General features: G+C 65.2%; 11 protein-coding genes and 1 pseudogene. 2 read left to right on the top strand and 10 right to left on the bottom strand.

What is annotated here, in order from left to right; translation table 11 throughout:
- Nucleotides 1–10: 10 nt before the first annotated feature.
- The gene (locus tag BVC93_RS02980) at nucleotides 11–2,215 is read right to left on the bottom strand and encodes an Ig-like domain-containing protein (protein ID WP_236950387.1); all 2,205 of its coding nucleotides are present in this window, start codon (nucleotides 2,213–2,215) and stop codon (nucleotides 11–13) included.
- Nucleotides 2,216–2,657: 442 nt separating this feature from the next.
- On the opposite strand from BVC93_RS02980, the gene BVC93_RS34485 reads away from it, so the two are divergent.
- Nucleotides 2,658–2,789: a hypothetical protein gene (locus BVC93_RS34485; RefSeq protein WP_257788985.1), complete on the top strand. Its 132-nt coding sequence runs from the start codon at nucleotides 2,658–2,660 to the stop codon at nucleotides 2,787–2,789.
- A gap of 72 nt (nucleotides 2,790–2,861) precedes the next feature.
- On the opposite strand, the gene BVC93_RS02970 is transcribed toward BVC93_RS34485, so the two are convergent.
- The 5 genes from BVC93_RS02970 to BVC93_RS02945 form a co-directional block, all read right to left on the bottom strand.
- Nucleotides 2,862–3,719, bottom strand: coding sequence for a universal stress protein (locus BVC93_RS02970; RefSeq protein ID WP_083735874.1), 858 nt, complete (start codon nucleotides 3,717–3,719; stop codon nucleotides 2,862–2,864).
- Between the two features lie 21 nt (nucleotides 3,720–3,740).
- Nucleotides 3,741–5,249 (bottom strand): APC family permease, encoded by a 1,509-nt coding sequence (locus BVC93_RS02965; protein WP_083735873.1) that lies wholly within the window; start codon nucleotides 5,247–5,249, stop codon nucleotides 3,741–3,743.
- Between the two features lie 399 nt (nucleotides 5,250–5,648).
- Nucleotides 5,649–6,620 carry an LLM class flavin-dependent oxidoreductase gene (locus BVC93_RS02955; protein WP_083735872.1) on the bottom strand — a complete coding sequence of 324 codons (972 nt, stop codon included), beginning with the start codon at nucleotides 6,618–6,620 and terminating at the stop codon, nucleotides 5,649–5,651.
- A 164-nt stretch (nucleotides 6,621–6,784) separates the two neighbouring features.
- Nucleotides 6,785–8,185: a gamma-glutamyltransferase gene (locus BVC93_RS02950; RefSeq protein ID WP_335583108.1), complete on the bottom strand. Its 1,401-nt coding sequence runs from the start codon at nucleotides 8,183–8,185 to the stop codon at nucleotides 6,785–6,787.
- A 238-nt stretch (nucleotides 8,186–8,423) separates the two neighbouring features.
- On the bottom strand, nucleotides 8,424–8,930 hold the full coding sequence (locus BVC93_RS02945) for a CGNR zinc finger domain-containing protein (RefSeq protein ID WP_083735871.1): 507 nt from the start codon (nucleotides 8,928–8,930) through the stop codon (nucleotides 8,424–8,426).
- An 84-nt stretch (nucleotides 8,931–9,014) separates the two neighbouring features.
- On the opposite strand from BVC93_RS02945, the gene BVC93_RS02940 reads away from it, so the two are divergent.
- The gene (locus BVC93_RS02940) at nucleotides 9,015–9,878 is read left to right on the top strand and encodes an alpha/beta fold hydrolase (protein WP_083735870.1); all 864 of its coding nucleotides are present in this window, start codon (nucleotides 9,015–9,017) and stop codon (nucleotides 9,876–9,878) included.
- A gap of 60 nt (nucleotides 9,879–9,938) precedes the next feature.
- Here the strand turns inward: BVC93_RS02940 and BVC93_RS02935 are convergent, their stop codons facing one another.
- The 4 genes and pseudogenes from BVC93_RS02935 to sdhC form a co-directional block, all read right to left on the bottom strand.
- Complete coding sequence (locus BVC93_RS02935) at nucleotides 9,939–10,724, bottom strand: succinate dehydrogenase iron-sulfur subunit (RefSeq protein WP_083735869.1); 786 nt, start codon at nucleotides 10,722–10,724, stop codon at nucleotides 9,939–9,941.
- A gap of 1 nt (nucleotide 10,725) precedes the next feature.
- A pseudogene (gene sdhA, locus BVC93_RS02930) lies at nucleotides 10,726–12,479 on the bottom strand (succinate dehydrogenase flavoprotein subunit).
- A 4-nt stretch (nucleotides 12,480–12,483) separates the two neighbouring features.
- Nucleotides 12,484–12,909, bottom strand: a complete 426-nt coding sequence (locus BVC93_RS02925; protein ID WP_442929065.1) for a succinate dehydrogenase hydrophobic membrane anchor subunit — start codon at nucleotides 12,907–12,909, stop codon at nucleotides 12,484–12,486.
- A gap of 26 nt (nucleotides 12,910–12,935) precedes the next feature.
- Nucleotides 12,936–13,352, bottom strand: a complete 417-nt coding sequence (gene sdhC / locus BVC93_RS02920; protein WP_083735867.1) for a succinate dehydrogenase, cytochrome b556 subunit — start codon at nucleotides 13,350–13,352, stop codon at nucleotides 12,936–12,938.
- Nucleotides 13,353–13,393 lie beyond the last annotated feature (41 nt).

Genomic DNA, 13,393 nt, shown 5'->3' with positions numbered 1-13,393 from the left:
TCGGCGGAGACTACGGTAGCGCCGCCGGACTGCTGAACGTCGCCAGGAATTCGCCGAAGTGGAACACCTCCGTGTAGGCGTTGCCTTCCGGAGGCAAGGCGGCGGTGAGAGTGCGACCCGTGTTTGCCCGAACCGCGACCACGGCGCCGTCGGACCTGAGCAGCGTTGGGTAGGGGCCATAGCCGAGGACAACGCGGGTGTAGGTCATGCCGGCCGGAGCTGTCACGACAGACGGTTGCACGAACCTGTCGCGAATGATGAGCGCAACGCCGTCGGAGCGTAACAGCATCACGGTTTCACCGGCAGCGGCGATCTGGGTGTAGGTGACGCCGACGGGCAGTGCAGGCACCTCGGGCACCAGAGCAGGTCGACCCGTGATCGTGACAGCCCCGTCGGAGCGCAACAGGACGGTGAGGTCGTCTCCGCCGGCCACCTGGGTGTAGTGAGTGCCTGCCGCTGGCGCCAACATGGTCACTGCCGGACTGCCAGCCCGGGAGTACCGCCCGATCTGGACGACCGTGCCGTCGGACCGTAGAGCCACGATGTAGTTGTTGCCAGCGGCGATCCGACTGTAGGTGGCTCCCTGCGGGGGGACTGGAAATTCCAGGGGCACGGCCCCCTCGTCCCCGACCACCACAATGGTGCCGTCATCTCGCAGCAGCGCGATGTGTTCCGCCGCCATGGCCACCTGTGTGTATCTCTGCCCGGGCGCCAGCGGCGGCAGTTCCGGTGGGTCGTCGTTAGACCGGTTGACGCTGACTGCAGTGCCGTCCGAGCGCAGCAGCACGAAACGGCTGTCATCACCCACCAGATGGGTGTAGGTGAGGCCGCTGGGAAGCGAAGGGATGTCGTCCTGCCAGGTTCGCGGCGCCGGCACCGGACCCTGATAGGTGTTGATGAGGCCGATGAAGTTGCTGGCCTGTCCCACTGGAAGTGCGAATTGCACTGTCTCGCCGGCGGCGTCCAGCGCGGTCACCGTGATGTTCACTGCGGCACCGGGATTCGCACGTAGCCAATCGTAATCAGTGACTCGGACGACGACCTTGTTACTGGTACGCCTCCCCTCGACGCTGACGTGGTCGGGAAGCTCGGCAGTGGTCTCCTGCCGGCGCAGGCTCGAGTGCACCATCACCGTCCACGTGTTGCCGAGCCCGGGAACCACCACTGCCTGCGGCGCGTCGTCGGACACGTTGATCATCACCGTCGCGGTGGTGCCATACGAGACGTTGGGTCGAAGCGAATCCAGGATCCCTTGTACGTGGAAGCCGTTGTCGGCAGCGGTGATCGAGATCGTGTCCGTGCCCTCGAAGTCCGCTGCGACTACGTAGGTATAGGTACCGTTGCCGTTTGCGGTGACGGTTCCGTGAGTCCCGTTGCCAACGGTGAAGCTCAGCGGGTCGCCATCGTAATCATGGAAACCGGCAGTGAAGGTGATGTGCAGCAGACCGTCGTTGGTGACCACGGACTGCTGGACTTCGGCCGATGTCACCGTGGGGCGTTGGTTGGCGAAGAAGGACTCCATTCTTCGATACAAACCCCAAATCCCTTCGAGCAGTGGGTCATTGGGTCTTCCGGGTGCCTGTTCGGGTCGGAAGCCGAAAAGGCCCAGTGTGTCGAGCACGAAGGCCCGCAGCGGGCGGGTTTCCACGATGGGGTCCTTGACGAACTCCGTCCATACGTGCGGAGGTTCGCCTGGGTCGGCTTCGATTGCCGAGGCAGGCTCTGCCACCTCACTGTCGTTGTCGGACACGATGTCAGACTGGCTGTCAGCGTCGGGTGCCGGCCCGGTACCTGCGGTGATTTCCCCTGTGTGCGAATCAACTATGTCCCGGTCCGAGCCTTGATCTTCCTTGTGGTCGGTTACCGGCTCGACGCCGAATCTGTGGGAATCCTCCGGCTCGTCCGCTCCCTCTTCGTCGGTGGGTTCGTCGGTGGGTTCGTCGGTACTCTCGTCGTCGGTGAGTTCGTCGGTGGGTTCGTCGGTGGGTTCGTCGGCGGTGTCGGCGTTCCGGTCCGTACTCGAATCGGTACTGTCGGTGTCGGTGTCGGTGTCGGTGTCGGTGTCGGTGTCGGTGTCGGTGTCGGACACGGCAGAGGCTGTGGGTTTGGTGCCGTCATCCGATGCCCAAGCGGCTGGCGCGGGCCCGAGCAGCGTGCCAACTGCGACGGCTGCGGCCGCCGTTCCCACCCAGGTCATACCGACGATTGGACGCATCACACGTTCTCCATCTTCCGGTTGGCACTTTGAGGTGTTGGCGTTTGTCTGTCGAACCACTTTGCTGCGCGCTGACTCGACTGCTTCAACGTTTGCTGACGCGGGTTCCAGGTATCTCTAAAACCGACCTTCGCGACCATTTCACAGCGATGCGAGGTACCGCGGGGATTGTGGCGACACCGCTTCCGCGCCCGCGTGATCGCCGGCGTGCTGTGCGCAGCCATCGGGGTCCTTTCGTGAGCCGCCACCGATAGCAAATATTGACGCCAGTGCTTATTCTGTCAAGGGGCTAGTTCAGACCCTCATGAATGCTTCGAGAGGCTTTGTCGGGAATGGCCTGGTGCCGGTTGAGGCACCCGGCCTCCACCTGGGCGGAGAGATGCCTGGGTGGAGGTGCTATCTACGTCGGCGACCGCGCCGACGGGGGTGGGGTGTTCCCGGGATGGGGGCTGCCAAGGCGGTGTCGTTCACGTTCACGTCGAACTTGTTGGAGCCCACTCTGATCACAGTGGTGGGGTCGACGGTGGCGGTGTTGGACTCCACGGTTACCCGCCGGCTGCTGGCGCCGGTGTAGAGCACCGAGACCGCGGTAGTCTGCGGCGTCACGGCAGGCCGGATTGCCCGATGGGGATCCAGTCCTGTGGAACTAGTTCTTCGGCACGACGATCACCGGCACATCCACGCCGGCAAGAATGCGTGCGGCCGTCGACCCCAGGAAGATCCGGCGCGGAGCCGCAAAGCGGCTGGATCCCACCACCAGCACGTCGCCGTCGGCCCATTTCAACTTGCGCAGGGCCGATTCCAGCGTCGTGCCGTCGGCCACCAGGGACTGGATGTCGGGAGCCTCGGGAACCGAGCGGGCGGCCGTGAGCAGGTTCTGCTCGGCTGCCTCGATCTGCAGGCGACGGGTGTCGGCCTGGGAGCTGTCCTCGGAGACATTCTCGATGGTCACCAATGACACCATCCGCAGCGGCAGTGCGGCAGCACTGGCCAGCGTCAACGCGATGGGCAGCGGGTTGTCGGTGCGGTCGGAGGTAGGCACGGCGACAGTGATCTCGGTGATCTTCACCGGAGGCTCGTCGCCCCATCCCCGAGGCGCCAGAGCCACTGGGACAGGAGAGCAGTGCAGCAGAGCCCCTGCCACCGGGCCGATGGTGTGCCCGCCGAAGAAGCCGTCCTTGGCGCCGCCCACCACGATCATGTCCGAGGACTTGCCCTGGGCGAACTCGATCAGTGACTCGGCGAACGACTCTCCGACCAGTACCGCCGACCCGGCGGTGACACCCCAGTCGGCCAGTGTGGCCACTGCTTCGGCCACCCACTTCTCGCCTTTACTCACCAGCATTTGCTGGTACTCGGCGCGCCCGGGGTGCCCGTCGGGCAACTCTTCGCGGACGATCAGCACCACGTCGACCTCGGCGTCGAACGTCAGCGCCAGCTCCGCGGCCAGGGCGATACCGTCCTTGCCGGTGGGTGTGGCCAGATACCCAACTGTCAGATGCATTGTGAATCCTGCGCTTTCACCTCAGAAGGTATCCGGGACCTTGACTTCGGTCGAGGCGTTCAACGTCTCGCCGCGGAAGAACCGCTTGGTGCCGAAGGCGAAGCAGGCCAGCATCAGCGGGATGCCGAGGACCAGCATGCCGACGCCGAGGACGAACACGCCGCCGATGGGGCCGAAGGCGGTATAACCGTAATCCGGCTGGATCATGTCAATGGCGCTGGTGATGAATGCCCATGTCATCGCGATGGCGCCCAGCAGCGGGAAGATACCGCGGAAGAACAGGTTGCGCGCCGACTGGAACAACGTCCGTCGGAAGTACCAGACACACGCGTACGCGGTGATGCCGTAGTAGAACGCGACCGCCAAGCCCAGCGACGCCACCGAGTCCGCCAGTGCGTTCTCCGAGAGGAAACTCAGAACCAGGTAGAAGAACAGCGCGGCGATGCCCATGACGATGGTGCCGAAAGCCGGTGTCATGTAACGGGGGTGGACGCTGGCGAAGCGCTTGGGGATGGCTTCGTAGACCGCCATCGACAAGGTGCCACGGGCGGTGGGCAAGATGGTGGTCTGAGTGGACGACAACCCGGAGATCGAGACGGTCAACAGCAGCAGCGACGCCGCGATGGCACCGGCCACGGGCTCGCCGAGAATCGTCAGCACATCGTCGATGTTCTCTTCGTTGTTCAGCCCGATGCCGGTGTCACCGAAGCCGGCGAAGCTCTGCACGGCGTAGGCGACCAGGACGTAGGTGCACACCAGTATCAGCGTGGTGATGACGGCGGCGATGCCCGGAGTCTTGCCCGGGTTCTTGGTCTCTTCGCCGACGGCCAGGCAGGCGTCCCAGCCCCAGTAGATGAAGATGCACAAGATGATGGCCGCGGCGATGGACGACGAGTCGAGACCGGTGGGTATCAGCCAGGACAGCGACGGTGAGATCGCCTGTTCGCCCGCGGTTCCGGCGAACACCCGGAACAGCGCGATGATGCTGACCACGATCAGCACGCCGAACTGCACCGCGATCAGCACATTCTGTACCCGCTCGGACACGACGATGCCGCGAGCGCTCAACAGTGTCATCGCGATGATGAAGAAGGAGCCGAGGAGCACCTTGGCGGTCAGGTTCTCGGTCAGCGAGTCCAGGCCGAGAAATTTGAACAGGTAGATGGCGGCGACTTCGGAGACATTGGCCAGCACGATGATTGCCGACACGGCCAGACCCCAGCCACCGATCCAGCCGACCCACGGCCCGAAAGCCTTGGCGCCCCAGGTGAAGGTGGTGCCGCAGTCCGGGGTGTCTTGTGCAAGCTCTTTGTAGGCGAACGCGACCAGCAGCATCGGGATGAACGCCAGGACGAACATCGACGGTGCTTTGTCGCCTACCGCCAGCACCACGTAGCCGAGGGTCGCAGCCAGGCTGTAGGCGGGTGCGACGGCGGCCAAGCCGATGACGATGTTGCCGACGAGCCCGAGTGCACCGGCCTGCAGGCCCTTACCGGTGGTGGCGGGGGCCGGCGGTTCAGCTATTGCCATGGACGGAAAATATACGGTTCCAATCGTTGCTGCGAGGTGTAACGACGGAATAGTTTTCCTGCGGGTAACACGGCGACTGAATTCGTTGCTGGACGTCCATCTCGGTGACATTGCGCGCCCACTCCCGGCGCGCCGGGAAAGCCTCATATCCTGTGCCCGCCCGTGACAATCCAGCCCGAGGCTACGCTCCGTTTCGTGACTCTGCCGCTCGACGCGCTGACGGGTTCGAGGCACTGCGGCCACACTTGCTGGGTGTCGCCTACCGGCTCCCCGGAACGTTTGCCGACGCTGAACGCGCGGTGTTGGATACGTGGGTTCGATGGGACCCGCCGGCAGCGGTAATTGCCGACGGGAAGGCTCGCTTCACGGTGGTGGTGGGCCTCACGGCCGATCAGTGCTTCACCACTGCGCGAACTGGGGTATGACGTGATCGGCGAAATCCCGTAATGACCGGACGGTGCGCTCGGGGTCGCCGGATGCTTCGTGGTAGACGGCGACGCGGCGCGCTCCCGTATGGAGGAGGAAGTCGGCGAGTTCGTCGACCACCCGGCCGACCGATCCGATGATCGCCTGCCCCGCCACCATCTGTGCCATGGCGTCGGGGTCCAGGGGAGTGCCGTCGGGTCCGAGGTGGCGCTCCGGTGCCTGTGGCACATGGGGGTGGTTGCCCTCACGGAAGGAATTGCTCAGTGCTGCGGCCAGCCGGTCGCGGGCATCCGGAGCTTCGTCGACCAGGGCGATCACCGTGTGCAGGTGGTCGACCTGGGTATCGCCAGCCGCCTGCTGGTAACGCTGCTCCAGGGCCACCCGGGCTGCCGCGGGGGTGGCGAAATAGTGTTGCAGCGCAAGACCGTTGGTGGCGGCGCACTTCACCCCGGCATCGCTGGAGGTGGCCAGTGAGATGGGCGGGTGGGGGCCGGTGCGCGGCGGTGGCTGCAGGTCGGTGTCCGACGCCCACAGATCCAGCAGCCGTTCGGCGGTGCCGTGAGGTTCGTCGTCCCAGCGGGTGAAGTCGATGTCGAGGCGCTCGTAGTCCTTGCGGTAGCCGCCGCGACCCAGGCCGAGTTCGAAGCGGCCGCCGCTGAGTTGGTCCAGCAAGGCCGCGCGCTCGGCGAGTTCGACGGGATGGCACAGCGGCGAGAGCACCACCGACGTGCCCACCCTGATGGTGCGGGTGCGCCCGAGCAGGAACGCCGCGGTGGTCAGTGAACTCGGGTTGATGCCGAAGCGGATGAAGTGGTGTTCGGTGACCCAGAGGTCGTCGTACCCGAGGTCCTCGGCGAGTTCGGCCTGACGCGCCGTGAGGTCGAAGACGTCGGCAGGGGTGGCGCCCAGGACGGCCCCCGCGTTCAGCAGCACACCGAATCTCATGGAGGTTAGGGTACCCTAACTCAGGCTGTGGCCGGGGTCTCACCGTGGGCGGTAACTGTCGCCGCCGCCGGCAGACGTTGGCGCACAGTGAATCTGTGAGCTAGCCCCTCGTTCGTTGGTGCCGCTGCGCGTTCACCCGATTGCCGCAACCGGCAACCGCCTGCTCAAGCCCGCCGATGACGCTGATAGTTGACCACGGAGGCGGACCCATCGGAGCGTGGATCCGATGCTGCCGTCATGGATCCGTCGACGGCGATCACCACCGCATTGGACTGGCCCATGGCCTCGGTGTGCACTGGCACGTGATGGATCGGAAAGCCACTGCGGGCCAGGGAATCTCGTGCTGACAGCCAAAGGTGCGCCTCTCCGGAGACGGTGTCGATGGTGTCGCCGCCGGCTTGTGGGCCGACAACGGCGCGTGGAGCCGCCAGTGCGCCTTCTGCACTCGACCCGGCCAGCATCCGCAGCAGAAGCTGGGCGATGATCTGCGGCTGGCCCTGGCCGCCCATGGTCGAGAGCACATGACGAACCGCTCCGTCCTGCGTGGTCATGGCGGGCATCAAGGTGTGAGCCGGCCGCTTGCGCGCGGCGATGGCGTTGGGGGACTGCGGGTCGAGGGTGAAACTCGTGCCCCGGTTGTGGAACAGGATGCCGGTCGCGGGATCGATCAGTCCCGACCCGAACGCGTGGTAAACGCTCTGGATCAACGAGACGGCGTATCCGTCGCTGTCTGCTGCGGCGATCCCCACCGTATCGCCGCGCGGTACCGGCGCCACCGGCACCGGCGCCGCGGTGGGGGAGAAGCTGCCCAGATCGGCATTGATGAGCTGGTCGACGTCGACATGGGTCTGGCGTGGATCTGCGAGAAACCGCGATCGTAGCTCGTTGCCCCGATGGAAGATCCGCATCAAGGTGCCGAGGTCGGCCCCCAGCGGGTCGGTGATGCCGAGTTCCTCGACGGCGCGAAGTGCGCGTACCAGAAGGAATCCGTGCGTGTTGGGCGGGCTCGTCGACACGGTGAGATCGCCGAAGGCCACCGATACCGGGTCGCTGATCTCGGAGTCGAACTCCGCAAAATCGTCGATGGTCAGTACTGACCCGCGACTGCGCAGGAACGCGACCATGTTTTCGGCCAGGGCACCCTCGTAGAAGCTGTCAGGACCTTCCTCGCGCAGCACCCGGAAGGTCTGCGCCAGTTCCGGTTGGCGAAACGTCTCTCCCCGCCGCAGCCGCCGGCCCCCGGAGGTGAACACGCGGTCGATGTCGCTGGTCCCGAAGAGATCGGCATTGTCGGGATCGACAAGATGGTCGGCCAGAGATTGGGCGACCGGTGTGTCCTGGGTGGCGGTGTCGTGTGCCGCTTCCAGCAGTCGACTCCACGGCAGCCGACTTCCGTGCGGCCGTAGGGCTTCCCAGCCGCGCACACCACCGGGGACGGTGACGGTGTCCGCGCCGCGCACAGGCAGCGCGATTCCGTGGACCGAGCGCAGTGCGGACAGATCAACGTCGCTGCCCGCCCAGCCCGAGGCGTTGACACACCGAATCCGCCCGTCCGGAGTGCGCACGAGGGCGATGAGGTCACCCCGAGGGCCACATTGTGGGGGTAGATCACCGTCAGCACGGCGGCCGCGGCGATGGCGGCATCGATGGCGCTACCACCGTCGCGATAGGCGCGCGCGCCCGCTTCGGTGGCCAGCACGTGTGGTGCGGCCACAGCTCCGGTGAACGACGCGGACCCGTGTGTGGCTGACACTGTTCTCTGGCTCCTCGAGGGTCGTGCTGCTCAACGCGCGTCGGCGACAGCTATTCTCCGCGGCTGCGGCTGTGGTGGCGCCGGGCCTTCATCCGGTTGCCGCACACCGCCATGGAACACCAGCGCGCGGTGTTCGGCTTGCTGCGGTCGATGAGAAACAGCTGGCAATCGGTGTTGGCGCAGGGGCGCAGCCGTCCGGGACCGGTGATCCGAAGGCGGTCCCAGGCCAGCGCCGCGCGCACGGCGCCGGTGGCTCCGCTCAGCTGCCAGTCGACCCCGTGGTCCGTTGCGGTGGGGGACACCAGCACGTCGGACAGGATGGGCGCGAGCGCAGCCGGTGACAGCACGTCGCGCACGATGTTCTGCAGGATGGTCCGCGCTTGGGTGAGGTTCGTCCACTCCCGTTCATCAGCGTCGATTCCGTGCGCCCGCATCCACGCGGCGGCGTCGTCGAACTCGGCCAAGGTGTCAGTGGGAATGCCGTCGACCACCGGCGTGGTGTTCAACAGGTCGAGCAGCAGCGCCTCGTCGTCGGCGCCGGTCAGCGCAAGATCCATATCTAACCTCCAAATGCTACTTGACAGGTTACAGGTATTCGGATTCCATGATGTAACCGCTAAAAACCTCTTTAGGAGTTAGTTATGGCTGTGCATCATCGGTATGCGACCGTCGCCGGTCGGCAGATCTTCTACCGGGAGGCCGGGGCTGTCGACGCCCCGGTGATCGTGCTGCTGCACGGGTTTCCCACCAGCTCCTTCATGTTCCGGCACCTGATTCCGGAGCTGTCCGACCGGTACCGGGTGATCGCGCCGGACTTTCTGGGCTTCGGGCTGTCCGACGCCCCATCGGTGGCCGGATTCGACTACACCTTCGACGCGTTGGCCGACCACACGGCCGGGCTGCTGGAGCACCTCGGCGTCACGCGGTTCGCGATGTACGTGCAGGACTACGGGGCACCGGTCGGCTGGCGCCTGGCGTTGCGAGATCCGGACGCCATCACGGCGATCATCACTCAGAACGGCAACGGGTACGACGCCGGCTTCGTGCCCTCCGGTTGGGAAGGCGTCTGGGCCTATCAGCGCGAGCAGACACCCGAGACCGCCGCGACGTTGGCGCAGTTTCTGTCACTGGATGCGACGAAGCTTCAGTACCTGGGTGGGGTCTCGGATGAGAGCCTCGTCAGCCCGGACACCTGGAACCACGATTTCGCCCTGCTGTCGCGGCCAGGCAGCACCGAGATCCAGCTGAAGCTGTTCCTGGACTACCAGTCGAATCCGAAGCTGTACCCGGCCTTGCATGAATACCTCAGAGCCAGTGCGGTTCCGGTGCTCGCGGTGTGGGGTGACAAGGACCCGTTCTTCGGGCCTGACGGTGCTCGTGCCTTCGCCGACGATGCCGTGGACCCCGAGATCCATCTGCTCGACGGTGGGCACTTCCTGCTCGAATCTGCTCTCGAACAGGTGGTTTCGTTGATCCGCGACTTCCTGTCCCGCCGCCTACCCTGATTTCTCCTCGGTGAGCGTGCTGGGGGTAACCCCAGCACGCTCGCGCTGGACTTAGAGAAGCTAGCGGGCGAACATCAACGCGCGCTTGACTTCCTGGATCGCCTTGGTGACCTCGATGCCGCGAGGGCAGGCCTCGGTGCAGTTGAAGGTGGTGCGGCAGCGCCATACCCCGTCGACTTCGTTGAGGATGTCCAGCCGCTCGGCGGCGGCTTCGTCACGCGAGTCGAAGATGAACCGGTGGGCGTTGACGATGGCGGCCGGGCCGAAGTACGAACCCTCGCTCCAGAACACCGGGCAGCTGGTGGTGCAGCACGCACACAAAATGCACTTGGTGGTGTCGTCGTAGCGAGCGCGGTCGGTCTGACTCTGGATGCGCTCACGGGTCGGGGGATTGCCCGAGGTGATCAGGAACGGCTTGACGGCGCGGAACGCGTCGAAGAAGGGCTCCATGTTCACCACGAGATCCTTCTCCACGGGCAGGCCGCGGATGGGCTCGATGGTGATGGTCAACTGCTTGCCGGCCTTCTTCGGCAGCATGTCGCGCATCAGCACCTTGCACGCCAGCCGGTTGACGCCGTTGATCCGCATGGCATCCGAACCGCACACGCCGTGCGCGCAGGAGCGGCGGAAGGTGAACGTGCCGTCCAGATAGCTCTTCACGTAGATGAGCAGATTGAGCAGCCGGTCAGTGGGCAGGCACGGCACGCGGTAGCTCTGAAAGCCCTGAGCGTCCGGGTCTTCCGGGTTGAAGCGGGCGATCTTGAGGGTCACCATCACCGCCTCGTCCGGGACGGGCGGCAGGGGCGGATCGCCGGATTCGGGCTTGTCCAGTACGGGTGCGCTCATGTCAGTACTTCCGTTCCATCGGCTCGTACCGCGTCTGCACGACGGGTTTGTAATCCAACCGGATGTCAGAGAGCAGGTCAGCGCCCTCCTTGTAGGCCATGGTGTGTCGCATGTAGTTGGTGTCGTCGCGGTTCGGGTAGTCCTCGCGAGCGTGGCCGCCGCGAGACTCCTTGCGGTTCAGCGCACCGACAACGGTGACCTCGGCCAGCTCCAGCAGGAAGCCCAGTTCGATGGCCTCGAGAAGATCGCTGTTGTAGCGCTTTCCCTTGTCGTGCACGGTGATTCGCGAGTATCGCTCCTTGAGTGCGTGGATGTCCGTCAGCGCCTGCTTGAGCGTCTCCTCGGTGCGGAACACCGCGGCGTTGTTGTCCATCGACTGCTGCAGCTCGGTGCGGATGTCGGCGACACGCTCGTGGCCGTGTTCGGAGAGGATGTCTCCCACCCAGTCCACCACCATCGACGCGGGCGACGGCGGCAGTTCCACGAAGTCGTGTCCCAGTGCGTACTCGGCGGCGGCGATACCGGCGCGGCGGCCGAACACGTTGATGTCCAGCAGCGAGTTGGTGCCCAGGCGGTTGGCTCCGTGTACAGACACACACGCACACTCGCCGGCGGCGTACAGCCCCGGGATGACGTTCTCGTTGTCGCGCAGCACCTGGCCTTCGACGTTGGTGGGGATGCCCCCCATCACGTAGTGGCAGGTGGGGTAGACGGGCACCAGTTCGGTCACCGGGTCCACGCCGAGGTAGGTGCGGGCGAATTCGGTGATGTCCGGCAGCTTGGCCTCCAGGACATCCGCACCGAGGTGACGCACGTCGATGTAGACGTAATCCTTGTTCGGTCCGGCGCCGCGGCCTTCGAGCACCTCGAGCACCATGGACCGGGCCACGATGTCGCGCGGAGCGAGGTCGACGATGGTCGGCGCGTAGCGCTCCATGAAGCGTTCGCCGTCGGCGTTGAGCAACCGGCCACCCTCACCGCGCACGGCTTCGGAGATCAGGATGCCCAGCCCCGCCAGGCCGGTCGGGTGGAACTGGTGGAACTCCATGTCTTCCAAGGGAAGTCCCTTGCGGAAGATGATGCCGAGGCCGTCACCGGTGAGCGTGTGGGCGTTGGAGGTGGTCTTGTACATCCGGCCCGACCCGCCGGTGGCGAAGACGATGGCCTTGGCGTGGAAGATGTGGATGTCGCCGGTGGCCAGCTCATAGGCGATCACGCCGGTGGCAACGGGGCCGTTGGGCGTGTCCGTCAGCGAGATGTCCAGGGCGTAGAACTCGTTGAAGAACTCGACATCGTGCTTGACGCAGTTTTGGTACAGCGTCTGCAGGATCATATGGCCGGTGCGGTCGGCGGCGTAGCAGGCCCGCCGCACGGGTGCCTTGCCGTGGTCGCGGGTGTGGCCACCGAAGCGACGCTGGTCGATGCGGCCCTCGGGGTGCGGTTGAACGGCATCCCCATCTTCTCCAGGTCGTACACCGCGTCAATGGCCTCTTTGGCCATGATTTCGACCGCGTCCTGGTCGGCGAGGTAGTCGCCGCCCTTGACGGTGTCGAAGGTGTGCCACTCCCAGTTGTCCTCTTCGACGTTCGCCAGCGCGGCGCACATGCCGCCCTGAGCGGCGCCGGTGTGCGAACGCGTGGGGTAGAGCTTGGTCAGCACGGCGGTCCGGGCGCGTGGACCGGCCTCCACGGCGGCACGCATGCCTGCCCCGCCTGCGCCGACGATCACGACGTCGTAGCGATGTTCTTGAATCATTGGCTTAACCCCCGATGTTCGGGTCGAACGTCAACAACACGTAGGTACCCAGTACCAGGGTGAAGATCATCGACAGCGCCAGCAGTGTGTTCAGCCAGAACCGCGTCGAGTCCTTGCGGGTGTAGTCGGCGATGATGGTCCGCATTCCGTTGCCGCCGTGCAGCTGCGCCAGCCACAGCAGCAGCAGGTCCCAGGTCTGCCAGAACGGTGAGGCCCAGCGCTGTGCGACATAGTTGAAGTCGATGCGGTAGACGCCGTTCTGCCACATCAGCATGATGAACAGGTGGCCCAGGGCCAGGAACACCAGCACGATTCCCGAGAACCGCATGAACAGCCACGCGTACTTCTCGAAGTTCGGCATCCCGCCGGCTCGGCGAGGTGCACGAGGGTTGTCCAGCCCGGCGGGCCGGTCGAAACTCTTCTCCAGGATCGGCGCGATGGGCCGTTCGGGCGCGCTCACAGGAACCTCTCCGCCATGTGCATGCCCAGCACCACCAGCGCGGGCACCATCACCAACAACCAGACAGCTGCCACACCGACGAGCATCTTCTTCTGGTGTCGAGGTCCCTCTGCCCAGAAGTCCACCAGGATCACCCGGATGCCGTTGAGGGCGTGGAACAACACCGCCGCCACCAGACCGACTTCCATCAACCCGACGATCGGCGTCTTGTACGTCTCGATGACGTCGTTGTAGGCCTCGGGGCTGACCCGGACCAACGCGGTGTCGAGCACGTGCACGAAGAGGAAGAAGAAGATCGTCGCACCCGTGATTCGGTGCAGGACCCAGGACCACATGCCCGGATCGCCCCGATACAGGGTGCGTCGACGGGTCTTTTCCGGCTTGGCCGGCTGTGCCGGTGCCGCTGTACTCATCTCAGCGCCTCCAACGCCATCGGTGGACGCCGGGGCAGTGG

The sequence above is a fragment of the Mycobacterium sp. MS1601 genome (genome assembly GCF_001984215.1).
In the GTDB taxonomy this organism is placed as follows: domain Bacteria; phylum Actinomycetota; class Actinomycetes; order Mycobacteriales; family Mycobacteriaceae; genus Mycobacterium.
The sequence above is the reverse complement of the archived record's forward strand: the minus strand, read 5'-3'. Positions and strand labels throughout refer to the sequence as shown.